17 protein-coding genes are annotated in these 14,479 nt (G+C 65.6%); 3 read left to right on the plus strand and 14 right to left on the minus strand.

All coding sequences use genetic code 11. The features are described 5' to 3' along the window. Positions 1–3 precede the first annotated feature (3 nt). Complete coding sequence (rsgA, locus tag AC07PV_RS15955) at positions 4–948, plus strand: ribosome small subunit-dependent GTPase A (RefSeq protein ID WP_218295711.1); 945 nt, start codon at positions 4–6, stop codon at positions 946–948. A 232-nt stretch (positions 949–1,180) separates the two neighbouring features. Here the strand turns inward: rsgA and AC07PV_RS15960 are convergent, their stop codons facing one another. The 6 genes from AC07PV_RS15960 to rpsP form a co-directional block, all read right to left on the minus strand. Beyond that, positions 1,181–2,167 (minus strand): CobD/CbiB family protein, encoded by a 987-nt coding sequence (locus tag AC07PV_RS15960; protein ID WP_218295712.1) that lies wholly within the window; start codon positions 2,165–2,167, stop codon positions 1,181–1,183. A 179-nt stretch (positions 2,168–2,346) separates the two neighbouring features. Continuing rightward, positions 2,347–3,069, minus strand: a complete 723-nt coding sequence (locus AC07PV_RS15965) for a CoA pyrophosphatase (RefSeq protein ID WP_218295713.1) — start codon at positions 3,067–3,069, stop codon at positions 2,347–2,349. A gap of 81 nt (positions 3,070–3,150) precedes the next feature. Then, positions 3,151–3,534, minus strand: a complete 384-nt coding sequence (rplS, locus tag AC07PV_RS15970) for a 50S ribosomal protein L19 (protein WP_218295714.1) — start codon at positions 3,532–3,534, stop codon at positions 3,151–3,153. Positions 3,535–3,662: 128 nt separating this feature from the next. Further along, complete coding sequence (gene trmD, locus AC07PV_RS15975) at positions 3,663–4,421, minus strand: tRNA (guanosine(37)-N1)-methyltransferase TrmD (protein WP_218340024.1); 759 nt, start codon at positions 4,419–4,421, stop codon at positions 3,663–3,665. 28 nt (positions 4,422–4,449) lie between these two features. Further along, positions 4,450–5,019 (minus strand): ribosome maturation factor RimM, encoded by a 570-nt coding sequence (gene rimM / locus AC07PV_RS15980; protein WP_218295716.1) that lies wholly within the window; start codon positions 5,017–5,019, stop codon positions 4,450–4,452. Positions 5,020–5,093: 74 nt separating this feature from the next. Next, positions 5,094–5,345: a 30S ribosomal protein S16 gene (gene rpsP / locus AC07PV_RS15985; RefSeq protein WP_008904984.1), complete on the minus strand. Its 252-nt coding sequence runs from the start codon at positions 5,343–5,345 to the stop codon at positions 5,094–5,096. Between the two features lie 146 nt (positions 5,346–5,491). Here rpsP and AC07PV_RS15990 point away from each other — a divergent pair, with 146 nt between their 5' ends. Together AC07PV_RS15990 and AC07PV_RS15995 are read left to right on the plus strand one after the other, a co-directional pair. Further along, entirely contained in the window at positions 5,492–6,013 is a 522-nt protein-coding gene (locus AC07PV_RS15990) for a GNAT family N-acetyltransferase (protein ID WP_369643082.1), read from the plus strand. Between the two features lie 90 nt (positions 6,014–6,103). Continuing rightward, positions 6,104–6,550: a TM2 domain-containing protein gene (locus tag AC07PV_RS15995; RefSeq protein ID WP_218295718.1), complete on the plus strand. Its 447-nt coding sequence runs from the start codon at positions 6,104–6,106 to the stop codon at positions 6,548–6,550. A gap of 114 nt (positions 6,551–6,664) precedes the next feature. Here AC07PV_RS15995 and AC07PV_RS16000 read toward each other — a convergent pair whose 3' ends face one another. The 8 genes from AC07PV_RS16000 to AC07PV_RS16035 form a co-directional block, all read right to left on the minus strand. Beyond that, positions 6,665–7,675 (minus strand): inorganic phosphate transporter, encoded by a 1,011-nt coding sequence (locus AC07PV_RS16000; protein ID WP_218295719.1) that lies wholly within the window; start codon positions 7,673–7,675, stop codon positions 6,665–6,667. A 19-nt stretch (positions 7,676–7,694) separates the two neighbouring features. After that, positions 7,695–8,342, minus strand: a complete 648-nt coding sequence (locus AC07PV_RS16005) for a DUF47 domain-containing protein (protein ID WP_010463500.1) — start codon at positions 8,340–8,342, stop codon at positions 7,695–7,697. 116 nt (positions 8,343–8,458) lie between these two features. After that, positions 8,459–8,821 (minus strand): DMT family protein, encoded by a 363-nt coding sequence (locus tag AC07PV_RS16010; RefSeq protein ID WP_218340022.1) that lies wholly within the window; start codon positions 8,819–8,821, stop codon positions 8,459–8,461. A gap of 225 nt (positions 8,822–9,046) precedes the next feature. Beyond that, positions 9,047–9,775 carry an ABC transporter ATP-binding protein gene (locus tag AC07PV_RS16015; RefSeq protein ID WP_218295721.1) on the minus strand — a complete coding sequence of 243 codons (729 nt, stop codon included), beginning with the start codon at positions 9,773–9,775 and terminating at the stop codon, positions 9,047–9,049. A 2-nt stretch (positions 9,776–9,777) separates the two neighbouring features. Continuing rightward, entirely contained in the window at positions 9,778–10,560 is a 783-nt protein-coding gene (locus AC07PV_RS16020) for an ABC transporter ATP-binding protein (RefSeq protein WP_218295722.1), read from the minus strand. A gap of 25 nt (positions 10,561–10,585) precedes the next feature. Next, on the minus strand, positions 10,586–11,662 hold the full coding sequence (locus AC07PV_RS16025) for an ABC transporter permease subunit (protein ID WP_218295723.1): 1,077 nt from the start codon (positions 11,660–11,662) through the stop codon (positions 10,586–10,588). 13 nt (positions 11,663–11,675) lie between these two features. After that, positions 11,676–12,605 carry a branched-chain amino acid ABC transporter permease gene (locus AC07PV_RS16030; protein WP_218295724.1) on the minus strand — a complete coding sequence of 310 codons (930 nt, stop codon included), beginning with the start codon at positions 12,603–12,605 and terminating at the stop codon, positions 11,676–11,678. A 314-nt stretch (positions 12,606–12,919) separates the two neighbouring features. After that, positions 12,920–14,260: a replication-associated recombination protein A gene (locus AC07PV_RS16035; RefSeq protein WP_218340021.1), complete on the minus strand. Its 1,341-nt coding sequence runs from the start codon at positions 14,258–14,260 to the stop codon at positions 12,920–12,922. Positions 14,261–14,479: the final 219 nt, after the last annotated feature.

The raw sequence follows: 14,479 nt of genomic DNA on the forward strand, positions 1-14,479 counted from the left end.
CCCATGGCTGAACGCAGCGCGCTCATGGAAGGCACCGTGGTGGCCAGCCATGGGCGCCACTGCATGGTGGAGACGCCCGACGGCGAACGCCGCATCTGCCATCCACGCGGAAAGAAGAGCCAGGCCGTGGTGGGTGACCATGTGCTGTGGCAGGCACCCCCGCCTGGCCAGGGCGAAGAGGGCACCATCGAAAAGGTCCAGGAGCGGCGCAACCTCTTTTACCGCCAGGACGAGATCCGCACCAAATCGTTTGCGGCCAACCTCGACCAGGTGCTGATCCTCATCGCGGCGGAACCCGTGTTCTCGGAAAGCCAGCTCTCCCGCGCGCTGATCGCCGCCGAGGCCGAAGGCATCACGCCCCTCATCGCGCTCAACAAGAGCGACCTGGTGGAACCCTTCGCCCGGGCCTGGGAGCGCCTGCTCCCCTACCGCCACATGGGCTCTGGCAAGCACTACGGCGTGCTGCCGCTGTCCCTGGCGCTATCGAGCGATGTGGACCGCGCGCTGCTGATGGAGCACCTGCAGGGCAAGACCACGCTGGTGCTGGGGCCCTCGGGCTCGGGCAAGAGCACCCTCATCAACCTGCTGGTGCCGGGCGCCTCGGTGCTGACCGGCGAAATTTCGCAGGCCCTCAACTCAGGCAAGCACACCACCACCAGCACCCACTGGTACTGGATGGACAAGGCCCGCACCACGGCCCTCATCGATTCGCCGGGTTTCCAGGAATTCGGGCTGCACCACATCGCCCCGATGCAGCTGGCCGCCTGCATGCCCGACATCGCCCAACACGCGACCCACTGCAAGTTCTACAACTGCACCCACCTGCATGAGCCGGGCTGCGGCGTGCTGGACGCAGTGAAACTGGGCCCTTCCGCAGGCGGGATCAGCCCTACACGCTACAAAATATATAGCGACTTATTCGAAGAGCTGAGCCATACGCGGTATTGACCGGTGTTGATCAGTGCTGATCAGTGCTGATCAGTGCTGATCAGTGCTGATCAGTATCGATGTATGCGCAGCGCCGACGGCCGGGTCGGAGCCGGAGATACGAGGGCATCGACGCGAACCGCCCTCCGCATGGCATGTACCACGCCAGCGCACCCGTGGAACTGGCTTTGCATGGCCATCGGGTGCGCCCCCTCCGGGGGAAGGCGCCGAAGGCTACTAGGGGGATTTCCAGCTACCCCAGCAAACGCGCCAGCGTGAGCAGCGCCAGCAGCAGCATCCACACCACCACCGAGCGCCACACCAGCCCCACCACGCTGCGCAGGTGGCCCACCTCGGGCTCCCGGCCCGGCGTGGAATCGCTGTCGCCCATGTCGGCGTCGATCTCCAGGCCCTGCGGCGCATGCAGCTCGGTGCGCGCCTTCAGCGCCTCGCCCCCCAGGCGCACATTGATCGCGCCCGCGGTCGCCGCCAGCACCACGCCGTCGTTGTCATTGGGAAAACGCTGCGCATGGAATCGCCAGCCCTCGATGGCTTCCTCAAAGCTGCCCACCACGGCAAAGCTCAGCGCGGTGAGCCGGGCCGGAAGCCAGTCGATGGCCGTCCACGCCTGGGCAGAAGCCTGCTGCAGCGAGGCACTGGCGGGCTGGGCGCCCGTGCGCTGCTTGTAGTGCCAGTAGCGCGATACGAATTCGGCCAGCCGGTACAGCACGGCACCCGTGGGCCCCAGGCCCAGCGCGGCCAGCACCGAGAACCAGGCCAGCACCCCGAACACATGCCGGTGGGCCGCCAGCACCGAGTACTCGATCACGTGGCGCACGATCTCGCTGCGTGGAAGCGCACCCACGTCCACCTGCTGCCAGTGGGCCAGGCGCTCCCGGGCGCCATCTTCATCGCCCTCTTCCAGCGCATCGCGGATGCCGGTGAAATGGTGGCTGAACTGCCGAAAGCCCAGGGTGATGTAGAGCACCGCCACGCTCCAGAGCACCGCGAAGGGCCAGCCCAGGCCCCACAGCAACAGCCAGTGGATGGCCAGCGTGAGGAGCGCGGGCACGACGACTGCGAGGCCCCAGGCCACCCAGCCATGGTGCGGCTTGCCCGCATCGAAATTGCGGCTGACGGACAAGGCCCACGCACGCAGACCTGCATGGATGGGATTGCTGCGTGCCAGCGGGCGGGCCTGCTCGATCAGCAGAGCGAACAGGATGGCGAAGAAACTCATGGGGGGCAATGATACTGGCGCCAAGCCGCAGGAGCGCGTGTTTGCGCCGAACCTCAGCGATACATCCACCATGAACAGCGCGACACACCCGCAGCCCGCGGAACTGGCGCGGCCCAGGCCAGCCCTCCCGCGCAAGGTCCGCCCCGCCGCGCCGGGGACAGCCCCCGGCCGGGGAGGCCTCACTCGGCCATCATGAAGCGGTAGAAGTTGCGCAGCATGCCCGCCGTGGCACCCCAGATGTAGTGGTTCTTGCCACCATCCTGGTAGGGCATCGAGAACCACTCGCGGTGCACGCCATCGCGGTCGAACACATGGCGCCGGTGGTTGGCGGGGTTCAGCAGGAAATCCAGCGGCACCTCGAAGAGGTCCGCCACCTCGTAGGGATTGGGCTGCAGGACACAGTCGGGCCGCACCAGCGCCACCACGGGGGTGATGATGAAGGACGACCCCGTGACATAGGTCGGCAGGGTTCCGAGCACTTCCACGAACTCGCGGCCGAGCCCCACCTCTTCCTGCGCTTCGCGCAAGGCCGTGTCGGCGGGGGAGGCATCGCCAGCGTCTGCCCGCCCTCCTGGAAAGGCCACCTGCCCCGAATGTGTGGACAGATGGGCCGTGCGCTCGGTCAGCAGCACCATGGGCTCTTCACGCAGCACGATGGCGAGCAGGACCGACGCGTGGGCCGGCTCGCGGTTCATGAACTTCTTCTCCAGCAGCACCTCGGGCTCCCAGCGGGGCGGGTGCGCGAAGCGCGCGCGCAGCGCCTGCGGCGTCTGCGCGGCCGCCGGCACCGCGGGCAGGTGCGCATCCACCCCCACCACCGGCACGAGGCGGGGGTCGAAGTCGGGCAGGCTCGACAGCGGCGCAATGACCGACGAAACGGCAGGGATGGAAGATGGGTTCACGAAAGGGGGTTCAACGGACCAGAAAACAAAAAGCCGCTACAGGCAGATGCTGTAGCGGCCTTGTCAGGACGAGCCCGCGCCTTATGCGGCGGTGGCAGCAACCTTGACGCGCGAAGGCAGCTTTTCCTTGATACGTGCCGACTTGCCGCTGCGGTCACGCAGGTAGTACAGCTTGGCACGGCGCACGTCGCCACGGCGCTTGACTTCGATGCTGGCGATCAGCGGGCTGTAGGTCTGGAACGTACGTTCCACGCCTTCGCCGCTGGAGATCTTGCGCACTGTGAAGCCGCTGTTCAGGCCGCGATTGCGCTTGGCGATCACCACGCCTTCGTAGGCCTGCACGCGCTTGCGGGTACCTTCCACCACGTTCACGCTCACGATGACGGTGTCACCAGGGGCGAATTCGGGGATGGTCTTGTTCAAGCGGGCGATTTCTTCCGCTTCCAGGGTCTGGATCAGGTTCATGTGAGTTTCCTAGCGATCTTGTCCGCGCCAAAAATGGCTGCGTCGGGATTGACGTCTCAGTGTTTCGCGGGAGAACTCCCTGTCAAAACGGCCGGCCAGAGGATCGAAAAGCCTTTGATTATAGCAATTCAGGCGAGCTTGGCCAATACCGCCTCGTCAGCGGGCGCCAGCCGCCCCGCCTTTCGCGCAGCGTCGATGAGGTCGGGCCGGTGCCGGGCCGTGATGGCCAGGCGCTGGTCGCGCCGCCAGCGCTCGATGTGCGCGTGGTGGCCGGACATCAGCGCGGCCGGCACCTGCTGCCCTGCCCATTCCTCGGGGCGCGTGTAGTGAGGGCAGTCCAGCAGGCCATCGAGCGCCGGATTGAAGCTGTCGAGCTGGTGGCTACCCTCGTCATTGAGCACGCCGGGCTGCAGGCGCGCCACGGCGTCCAGCAAGGCCATGGCTGCGATTTCGCCCCCTGACAGCACGAAGTCGCCCAGGCTCATCTGCACATCGACATGGGCGTCGATGAATCGCTGGTCGATGCCCTCATAGCGCCCGCACAGCAGGATGGCCCCCGCGCTGGCCGACCAGCGCTCCACGGCCGCATGGTTGAGCGACTCGCCAATGGGCGAAAAAAGGACCAGCGGCGCCTGGCTGCCCTGGAGCTCGCCGCGCTCGGCCCGGATGGCCGAGAGGCACCGCGCGAGGGGCTCCGCCATCATCACCATGCCCGGGCCGCCGCCAAAGGGGCGGTCGTCCACACGACGGTAGTTGCCGTCGGCATGGTCCCGCGGGTTCCACAGGCGCACATCGACCTGGCCGCTGGCGTAGGCGCGCCGGGTCACGCCGCTGGCCAGGAAGGGCGCGAACAGCTCGGGAAACAGGGTGATGAGGTCAAAGCGCATGGTGCGCGGCGCGGTCCGTCAAGGCCGATCAGTAATCAGGCTGCCAGTCCACCGTGATGCGCTTTTCCGGCAGGTCCACCTTGTCGACGAAGGCCGAGACAAAGGGAATCATGCGCTCCAGCGCCTTGCCGTCCTGCTCGTAGGCCAGCACCAGCACCGTCTGCGGACCGGTGGACATGAGCTCCCGCACCTCGCCGAGCGCCACGCCTTCGCGGTTGAGGACCGCAAGGCCGATCAGGTCGACCCAGTAGTACTCGTCGTCCGTGGTGGACGGAAAGCTCGATCGCGGCACGAAGATGCGCGCGCCGCGCAAGGCCTCCGCGGCATTGCGGTCGTCAATGCCCTGCGCCCAGGCCACCACGGTGTCGGAATGGTCCTTGGCCTGCCGGATGGGCAGCAGCACGGTCCCGGTGAACGTCCTGGCCCCGCGCTCGGACGGCTGCAGGTACCAGCGCTTGGAGGAAAACAGTGCCTCGGGGCTGCTGCTGTGGGGCAGCACCTTGAACCAGCCCTTGACCCCCCAGGCGTCGGCGATGCGGCCCACTTCGATGGCATCGGGGGGCAGCTCGGCAGGTTCGAGGGTCAGGGTGGCGGCCATGGTGGTGATTCCAGAATAGGAAAAGGGCGGGTTCCGCGCGGCAAGCCGACGGAACCCGCCCTTTTCAGGGAGCTTTAAGCAGCCTTCTTGGCGGCTTGCTTGATCAGGCGGTCCACGGTAGGCGAGGACTGGGCGCCCACGCTCTTCCAGTACGTCAGACGGTCTTGCACGATGCGCAGGCCTTCTTCGGATTCCTTGGCGGTGGGGTTGTAGAAGCCGATGCGCTCGATGAAGCGGCCGTCACGGCGCACGCGCTTGTCAGCAACGACGATATTGAAGAAAGGACGGCCCTTGGAGCCGCCGCGGGAGAGTCGAATGACGACCATGATTTATCCTTCGGGTGGTGAACTCCGGCAACATTTGCCTTGAGCCACAGTGTTCGCAACCATATTCGCAACGCTTGAGACACGCGACATGGCCACCCGGCCAGCGACACGCTGCAAAGCCCACGATTATATCCACTTCCCCGCAAATGCCTACCATCCGCCCCAGCCGCGACGAAGATATCGCGGCCATCACCGCCATTTATGCCCACCACGTCCTGACCGGAACAGGCACTTTCGAGATCGATCCGCCCACCGAAACCGACATGGCGGGCCGCCGGGCCGACGTGCTGGCGCGCAATCTGCCGTACATCGTGGCCGAAAAAGATGGGCGGGTGACGGGCTTTGCCTACGCCAACTGGTTCAAGCCACGCCCGGCCTACCGCTTTTCGGCCGAGGACTCGATCTACGTGGCCGACGACGCCCGCGGCATGGGCGTGGGCCGCAAGCTGCTTGCCGAGCTGGCCGTCCAGGCCGAGGCGGCCGGGGTGCGCAAGTTGCTGGCGGTGATTGGCGATTCGGCCAACCTGGGCTCGATCGGCGTGCACCGGTCGCTGGGGTTCACCGACGTGGGCGTCATGCGCTCGGTGGGCTGGAAATTCGGCGCCTGGCGCGACATCGTGCTCATGGAAAAGACCCTGGGCGCGGGCGATACCAGTTCGCCTGAATAATCGGGGCATGGAACATACCCCCCACGCTCTCCCGCTTCGTGTGACCACGGCCCCCGAGGCAGCCGCATTTTTTCCCGGGACGGCCCGGCGATGAAGAACAAGACCCTGGCCGCCTGGCTGGCCTTCCTCGGCGGCCCCCTGGGCCTGCACCGCTTTTATCTTCACGGCCTGGGCGACCTGCTCGGCTGGCTGCTGCCGATTCCCACGGCGCTGGGCATCTACGGCATCCAGCGCGTGCAGCAGCTCGGCCAGGACGACCACTACAGCTGGATGCTGATTCCCCTGCTGGGCTTCACGATCGCCGGCTGCGCATTGCAGGCCATCCTGTTCGCGCTGAAAACACCCGAGGCGTGGAACGCGCGCTACAACCCAGCCGCCGCACCCGACGCCCCGGCCGGCAGGACGCAATGGATCACCATCGGCGCCATCGTGGTCTCGCTGATGGTGGGCACCGCCGTGCTGATGGCCAGCCTCGCGTTCAGCTTTCAACGGTATTTCGAGTACCAGATCGAGGAAGCCCGCAAGATCTCGCAGTGACCCCGCTGGCACCAGGACAAACGCCCCATTGAATTTGCATTCAATTGGGGCGTTAGCGCTTATCTGAATTGCCTTGTTAGCTACATATCTAATAGCAAATCAAGGATTCCAGGCTCAGAACATCTGCAGGCTGATCCAGTACGCCACGGCCGCGACGAACGCGCTGGCCGGGATGGTCAGTATCCAGGCCCAGACGATGTTGCCCGCCACACCCCAGCGCACAGCGCTGGCGCGCTGGGTGGAGCCCACGCCGACAATCGCACCCGTGATGGTGTGCGTGGTCGAGACCGGGATGCCCAGCGTGGTCGCAAGAAACAGCGTCATCGCCCCACCCGTCTCCGCGCAGAAGCCGCCCACGGGCTTGAGCTTGGTGATCTTCTGGCCCATGGTCTTGACGATGCGCCAGCCGCCGAACATGGTGCCCAGGCCGATGGCCACATAGCAGCTCACGATGGCCCAGGTCGGTGGTGATGCGTCGGACGCCGAAGAATACCCCGTCGCAATCAGCAGCAGCCAGATGATGCCGATGGTCTTTTGCGCATCGTTGCCGCCGTGGCCCAGGCTGTAAGCGCCCGCAGACACCAGCTGCAGCCGGCGGAACCATTTGTCCACCTTGCTCGGCCGCGTTCGCCGGAAGATCCAGGCCACCGCCACCATCATGATCGAGCCCAGGGTGAAGCCCAGCAGCGGCGAGACGAAGATGAACGCCACGGTCTTGAGGATGCCGGCGGAGATCAGCGCACTGGCGCCCGCCTTGGCGATCACCGCGCCCACGATGCCGCCGATGAGCGCATGCGAGGAACTGCTGGGAATGCCGTAGTACCAGGTGATCACGTTCCAGGTGATGGCGCCCACCAGGGCGCCAAACACCACGTGCGTATCCACCACGCCGGGCTGCACGATGCCCTTGCCCACCGTGGCGGCCACGCTCAGGTGAAAGACGAAGATCGCCACGAAGTTGAAGAATGCCGCGAACAGCACCGCCTGCGCGGGCTTGAGCACGCCGGTGGAGACCACCGTGGCAATGGAGTTGGCGGCGTCGTGGAACCCGTTCATGAAGTCGAACAGGATCGCCAGCGCCACGAGCAGGACCACAACCCAGAGGGCCGTTTGTACGGTTTCCATGCTGGTCAGCCCGCGGGGATCAGGAGTTCTCGAGGACGATGCCCTCGATGCAGTTGGCCACGTCCTCGCACTTGTCGGTGATCGTCTCGAGCAGCTCGTAGATCGCCTTGAGCTTGATCACCTCGCGCACATCGGGCTCCTCGCGAAAGAGCTTGCTCATGGCGCTGCGCATCACGCGGTCGGCGTCGGACTCGAGCTTGTCGATCTCCTCGCAGGTCTTGAGCGCGGCCTCGGCCACGGCCGGGTCGGCGATCTTGTCGAGCAGCTTGACGGCGTCGCGCAGGCGTTCGCAGCACTTGAGGCTCAGGTCCGTGAGGCGCGTGATCTCCTCGGTCATGTGGCGCACGTCGTAGAGCGCCATCGTTTCGGCGGAATCCTGGATCAGGTCGGCCACATCGTCCATGGTGTTGATGAGCGTGTGGATCTGCTCACGGTCGATGGGGGTGATGAAGGTCTTGTGGATGGCCTTGTTCACCTCGTGCGTCACGCGGTCGGCGGCACGCTCGGCGTTGTCCACGTCCTGGTTGTACTTGTCGCGCAGGTGCGGGTCGTTGTAATTGGCCACCAGTTGCGAAAAAGCGCGGGCCGCTTCCACGATGCGGTCCGCATGCTGGTTGAACATTTCAAAAAAATTGCCTTCGCGTGGCAACAGCTTGGCAAACAGCATGGGGGCTCCTGGAGGGGGATCGGATTTCTGAAAAGAGGGACGGCGTCATGACAGAAACATGACTGTTCCGTGACCCGGGGAGTTTAACCGTCCGCCCCGCCGGGGCGCGGGCGGGCTCAGGCGCTTCGGAAGATGAAGTACACCGCACCCACCAGGCACAGGCCCGCCCACAGGTAGTCCCACTTCAGCGGCTGGCCCATGTAGAACACCGCGAACGGCACGAACACGGCCAGCGTGATCACCTCCTGCATGATCTTGAGCTGGCCCACATTGAACTGCGTGAAGCCGATGCGGTTGGCCGGCACCTGCAGCAGGTACTCGAACAGGGCGATGCCCCAGCTCACCAGCGCGGCGGTGTACCAGGGCGACGTGGCCAGGTTCTTGAGGTGCCCGTACCAGGCAAAGGTCATGAAGACATTGCTGGCGATCAGGAGCAGGACGGTCTGGAGCGAGATCGGCAGGGATTGCAGGGCGTTCATGGCGGTGCAGCGTGGACGGCAGAAAGACGGCAAGGGGCCAGATTATGGACAAAACAAGCCCATGGCGCCTGACGCATCACCCCTTTTTGCTACGAAATAGATAGCATATCAAGCACAGATGCCTTCCTGCCGCAGGCGGTTCGTGCCGCCATGAAAAAAGGCACTGCGGCTGGGCAGTGCCTTTTTTCCGGTGGCGCCCACGGCGCCCAATGCGCGGCAGGCGGGTTATTCGCCCAGGTAGGCCGCCCGCACTTTGGGGTCGCTCAGCAGTTCCTGGCCGGGGCCCGTCATCGTGATGAGGCCCGACTCCATCACGTAGCCGCGGTCGGCAATGGCCAGCGCGCGGCTCGCGTTCTGCTCCACCAGCAGGATGGTCACGCCCAGGGCGTACACGTCGCGCACCACCTCGAAGATCTTGTCCACCATGATGGGCGACAGGCCCATGGAGGGCTCGTCCAGCAGCAGCACCTTGGGCTGGCTCATGAGCGCGCGGCCCATGGCCAGCATCTGCTGCTCGCCGCCCGACATGGTGCCGGCCAGCTGGTCCTTGCGCTCGCGCAGGCGCGGGAAGATGGTGAACATCTTCTCGATGTCGGCCAGGATGCCCGCCTTGTCCCTGCGCGTGTAGGCGCCCATCTGCAGGTTCTCGGTGATGGTCATGCGCGCGAACACGCCACGGCCTTCGGGCACCATCACCAGACCCTTCTTCACCAGGTCCCAGGCGCCCTTGCCCTTGATGCTTTCACCCAGGTACAGGATGTCGCCATCGTTCATGCCCAGGGTGCCGGTGATGGCCTTCATGGTGGTGGTCTTGCCGGCGCCGTTGGAGCCGATCAGCGAGACCAGCTCGCCTTCGCGCACTTCGAAGTCCACGCCCTTGACGGCCTGGATACCGCCGTAGGCCACTTTCAGGCCCTTGACCTGCAGCAGTACCTTGTTGGATTTTTCGGCCATTCTCAATGTCCTCCGGTGCCCAGATAGGCCTCAATCACTTTTTCGTTCTTCTGCACTTCGGCGGGGTTGCCTTCGGCGATCTGCTTGCCGTAGTCAAGCACCGTCACGCGGTCGCACAGGCCCATCACCAGCTTCACGTCGTGCTCGATGAGCAGGATGGTGCGGTTGTCGTTGCGGATGCGGTCGATCAGCTCGCGCAGCAGCACCTTCTCGGTGGCGTTCATGCCGGCGGCGGGCTCGTCCAGGGCGATCAGCTGCGGGTCGGTGGCCAGGGCGCGGGCGATTTCCAGGCGGCGCTGGTCACCGTAGCTCAGGGTGCGCGCCTTGTAGTCGGCGAACTTGCCGATGCCCACGTAGTCAAGCAGCTCCTGCGCGCGCTTGGCGATGGCGGCTTCTTCTTCCTTGAAGCCCTTGGTGCGCAGCACGGCGCCGAGCAACCCGGACTTGGTCCGGATGTGGCGGCCGACCATCACGTTCTCCAGCGCCGTCATCTCGGCGAACAGGCGAATGTTCTGGAAGGTGCGGGCGATGCCTGCCTTGGCCACTTCATGCACGGCGGTGGGCTCGTAGGCCTTGCCGGCCAGCTCGAACGTGCCGCTGTCGGGGGTGTACAGGCCCGTGATCACATTGAAGAACGTGGTCTTGCCCGCTCCGTTGGGGCCGATCAGGCCATAGACCTGGCCGCGCTGGATGGTGATCCCGACGTCGGACAGGGCCTGCAGGCCGCCAAAGCGCTTGGAAATGCCGGCGACCTTCAGCACCACTTCATTGGATTTCTCTGTCATTGCTAACTTTCGGTGGTGTTCTGCTTCAGGTCTTCTGCGTCAGGCTCTTGCCGTGCTCAGGCGAGGGCCACAGGCCGCGGGGGCGAATCAGCATGATGACGATCATGGCCAGCGCGATCAGCAGCTGGCGCAGGATGGCGGAGTCCAGGCGGCCGTCCGTCATGGCCTGCAGCGGACCGGCGACGTAGCGCAGCACCTCGGGCAGGGCCGACAGCAGCACGGCCCCCAGGATCACGCCAGGGATGTGGCCGATGCCGCCCAGCACCACCATGGCGACGATCATGACCGACTCCATCAGGCTGAACGACTCGGGCGACACGAAGCCCTGGAACGCACCGAACATCGCACCCGACACGCCGCCGAACGAAGCGCCCATGCCGAAGGCCAGCAGCTTCATGTTGCGGGTGTTGATGCCCATGGCCTTGGCGGCGATCTCGTCCTCGCGGATGGCCATCCAGGCGCGGCCGATGCGCGAATCCTGCAGGCGGTAGCAGATCACGATGGAGATCACCACCAGGATCAGGAACAGGTAGTAATACAGCGTGACCGAGTTGATGTCGTAGCCGAACAGCTCCAGCCGCTTGCCCAGGTCCAGGCCAAAGACCTTGACCGAGTCGATCTGGCCCAGGCCCTTGGGGCCGTTGGTCAGGTTGACGGGGTGGTCCAGGTTGTTCAGGAAGATCCGGATGATTTCGCCGAAGCCCAGCGTGACGATGGCCAGGTAGTCACCCCGCAGCTTGAGCGTGGGGGCTCCCAACAGCGCCCCGAAGAACGCCGCGAGCAATGCCGCCAACGGTATGACCAGCCACAGCGAGGTGTGCAGGCCGGTGGGGAACATGGCGGCAAAGGCCGCAAAGTTGTCCGCGAGGTGCGGCGAAGCCATCAAGGCAAACAGGTAGGCGCCCACGGCGTAGAACGCCACGTAGCCCAGGTCCAGCAGGCCGGCGTAGCCCACCACGATGTTCAGGCCCAGGGCCAGCAGCACATACAGCAGGGCCAGGTCGGCGATGCGCACCCAGGCGTTGCCGAAGGATTGCAGGATCAGCGGCAGCACCAGCAGCGCGACGGCGCCGATGATCCAGTTGGTTTTGGTGTTCTTCATGGTCCTAGGCTCCTCAGGCGCGATCCGCCACACGCTCACCCAGCAGGCCCGAGGGGCGCAGCGTCAGGATGATGATGAGCACGATGAACGCAAAGATGTCGGTGTAGTGGCTGCCCAGCAGGCCGCCCGTGAGCGTGCCGATGTAGCCCGAGCCGATGGCTTCGATGAGGCCCAGCAGGATGCCGCCGACCACCGCGCCGGCCAGGTTGCCGATGCCGCCGAACACGGCTGCCGTGAAGGCCTTGAGCCCGGGCAGGAAGCCCATGGTGTGCTGCGCCGTGCCGTAGTTGGAGGCATACATGATGCCGGCCACGGCCGCCAGGATGGCGCCGATGATGAAGGTGGCGGAGATCACCATGTCGGGCTTGACGCCCATGAGCGAGGCCACGCGGGGGTTCTCGGCCGTGGCGCGCATGGCGCGGCCCAGGTTGGTGTGGTTCACCAGGTACACGAGGGAAGCGAGGGCCACGGCCGTCACGCCCAGGATCAGTATCTGCGTGGGGGTGATGAAGGCGCCGCCGACCTGGAACGGCGTGCTGGGCAGCATCGTGGGATAGGGCTTGTAGTTGGGCTTCCAGATGATCATCGCCAGCGTCTGCAGCAGGATCGACATGCCGATGGCGGTGATCAGGGGTGCCAGGCGCGGACTGTTGCGCAGGGGCCGGTAGGCCACCTTCTCGATCACGAAATTGAGCGTCGCGGCGACCACGCAGGCAATGAGGGTCGCCAGCAGCAGGATCAGCCAGCCAGGCGCGCCCGGCATCGCGGCCTGCATCATTCCTATGCAGCTCCAACTGGTCAGAGCCCCGATCATCAGCACCTCGCCGTGGGCGAAATTGATCAGCTGAATAATGCCGTACACCATGGTGTAGCCCAAGGCTATCAAGGCGTACATGCTGCCGAGTACCAGACCGTTGATGATCTGTTGCAGCAAAATGTCCATAAGAGAAGTCCTTCGTTTGTAACGTACCCACCGCTTTGGCACCGGAATCGGTACAGCCTTGTGGGCCCGACTGCCATCTAGCAAAAAACCCGCCAGAAGTGCAGCTGTGCGGGTTTGTGGACGGGATTGTAGCGAGTAGTCACAAGCGGCCCCCGCCAAGCCGGGCGGGGTTTTCCCTCGGGTTGGGGCCACATCAGCGGGCAACGCAATTCATAAGCGCACATGATGCAAGCAGGAAAATTGATGTGCGAACTTATTACCCAATTCATGCCAAATCGGCATGAAGGGGGCGCGCCCCCGCCCCTGCCGGCCGATCAGGTGCCGCCCTGCCCGTCCCCGGAATCGGCCGACACATTGCGGTCCCGCAGTTCACGCAACTTCTGTGCGATCTTGATTTCGAGCCCGCGCTCCACCGGCGCGTAGAAACCGGGCTCCGGCATGCCTTCGGGCAGGTAGTTCTCGCCCGCCGCGAAGCCGCCCTCCTCGTCGTGCGCGTAGCGGTAGCCCTTGCCGTAGTCCAGCTGCTTCATGAGCTGGGTTGGTGCATTGCGCAGGTGCATGGGCACGGGGCGGGTCCCGTCCTTCTTCACCCAGGCGCGGGCCGCGTTGTAGGCCTTGTAGACCGCGTTCGACTTGGGCGCGACGGCCAGGTACACCACGCATTCGGCCAGGGCCAGTTCGCCCTCGGGGCTGCCCAGGCGCTCGTACACCTCGGTCGCATCCAGCGCCAGGCGCAGCGCGCGCGGGTCGGCCAGGCCGATGTCCTCGCTGGCCATGCGCACCAGGCGGCGGGCCATGTAGCGCGGATCGGCACCACCGTCGAGCATGCGCACCAGCCAGTACAGCGCGGCGTCGGGGTCGGAGCCCCGCACCGACTTGTGCAGCGCGCTGATGGTGTCGTAGAACTGCTCGCCGCCCTTGTCGTAGCGGCGCATGCGCTCGCCCAGCACCTTGAGCAGCCAGGCATCGGTGATCTCGGGCAGCTTCTCCTGGGCCGCCGCCATCGCCAGGGTTTCGAGCGTATTGAGCAGGCGGCGGGCATCGCCGTCGGCGTAGGCCACCAGGCGCTCGATTGCTACATCTTCAATAGCTGGAAGCGCCTGTTCCGCCTGGGCCAGGGCCACAATCTGCTTCAAATCCTGCTCGGACAGCGGCTGCAGCACATAGACGGCGGCGCGCGACAGCAGCGCGGAGTTCACCTCGAACGAGGGGTTTTCGGTGGTCGCGCCGATGAAGGTGAACAGCCCGCTCTCCACATGCGGCAGGAAGGCATCCTGCTGGCTCTTGTTGAAGCGGTGCACCTCGTCGACGAAGACGATGGTGCGCTGCTGCATCAGCCCGTCGCGCGCTGCCTCGGCGCGTTCCACGGCCTCGCGGATGTCCTTGACCCCGCCCAGCACGGCGCTGATGCTGATGAACTGCGCATCGAACGCATCGGCCATCAGGCGCGCGATGGTGGTCTTGCCCACGCCGGGCGGCCCCCAGAGGATGCAGCTGTGCGGGCGGCCCGACTCGAACGCGAGCCGCAGCGGCATGCCCGGGCCCAGCACATGCTGCTGGCCGATCACCTCGCCCAGCGTGCGGGGCCGCAGGCGCTCGGCCAGGGGGCGGTGGAGCGCCTGCGAGGTTTCAGGGGGGGCGTTGCGGGCGGCCATCTCAGCCCCCCGCGGCGCGGGCGCCACAACGGGCGGCCGGGGCGCGCGGCCCGGTGGCGAGGGCATGCAGAGAGGGCAGTTGGCGCGACAGGGCGCCAGGCACGCAAGGATCGGCTGGCTGCGCGGCCCGGGTGCGCAGGCGGAAAACGGTCTTCATGCCGCCATTCCAACACAACCGGCCGCCGCGCTCCGGCAAGGGCACTGTCGGGAACCAGGCCG

The sequence above is a fragment of the Acidovorax sp. GW821-FHT09A11 genome (assembly GCF_059418365.1).

Bases quoted from the DNA above. Each gene is read 5' to 3' on its own strand.
- rsgA (WP_218295711.1), top strand. From the start codon at position 4: ATGGCTGAACGCAGCGCGCTCATGGAAGGCACCGTGGTGGCCAGCCAT.
- AC07PV_RS15960 (WP_218295712.1), bottom strand. From the start codon at position 2,167: ATGAGTTTCTTCGCCATCCTGTTCGCTCTGCTGATCGAGCAGGCCCGC.
- rplS (WP_218295714.1), bottom strand. From the start codon at position 3,534: ATGAACCTGATCCAGACCCTGGAAGCGGAAGAAATCGCCCGCTTGAAC.
- trmD (WP_218340024.1), bottom strand. From the start codon at position 4,421: ATGCGCTTTGACCTCATCACCCTGTTTCCCGAGCTGTTCGCGCCCTTC.
- rimM (WP_218295716.1), bottom strand. From the start codon at position 5,019: ATGGCCGCCACCCTGACCCTCGAACCTGCCGAGCTGCCCCCCGATGCC.
- rpsP (WP_008904984.1), bottom strand. From the start codon at position 5,345: ATGGTCGTCATTCGACTCTCCCGCGGCGGCTCCAAGGGCCGTCCTTTC.
- AC07PV_RS15990 (WP_369643082.1), top strand. From the start codon at position 5,492: ATGCCTACCATCCGCCCCAGCCGCGACGAAGATATCGCGGCCATCACC.
- AC07PV_RS15995 (WP_218295718.1), top strand. From the start codon at position 6,104: ATGAAGAACAAGACCCTGGCCGCCTGGCTGGCCTTCCTCGGCGGCCCC.
- AC07PV_RS16000 (WP_218295719.1), bottom strand. From the start codon at position 7,675: ATGGAAACCGTACAAACGGCCCTCTGGGTTGTGGTCCTGCTCGTGGCG.
- AC07PV_RS16005 (WP_010463500.1), bottom strand. From the start codon at position 8,342: ATGCTGTTTGCCAAGCTGTTGCCACGCGAAGGCAATTTTTTTGAAATG.
- AC07PV_RS16010 (WP_218340022.1), bottom strand. From the start codon at position 8,821: ATGAACGCCCTGCAATCCCTGCCGATCTCGCTCCAGACCGTCCTGCTC.
- AC07PV_RS16015 (WP_218295721.1), bottom strand. From the start codon at position 9,775: ATGGCCGAAAAATCCAACAAGGTACTGCTGCAGGTCAAGGGCCTGAAA.
- AC07PV_RS16020 (WP_218295722.1), bottom strand. From the start codon at position 10,560: ATGACAGAGAAATCCAATGAAGTGGTGCTGAAGGTCGCCGGCATTTCC.
- AC07PV_RS16025 (WP_218295723.1), bottom strand. From the start codon at position 11,662: ATGAAGAACACCAAAACCAACTGGATCATCGGCGCCGTCGCGCTGCTG.
- AC07PV_RS16030 (WP_218295724.1), bottom strand. From the start codon at position 12,605: ATGGACATTTTGCTGCAACAGATCATCAACGGTCTGGTACTCGGCAGC.
- AC07PV_RS16035 (WP_218340021.1), bottom strand. From the start codon at position 14,260: ATGGCCGCCCGCAACGCCCCCCCTGAAACCTCGCAGGCGCTCCACCGC.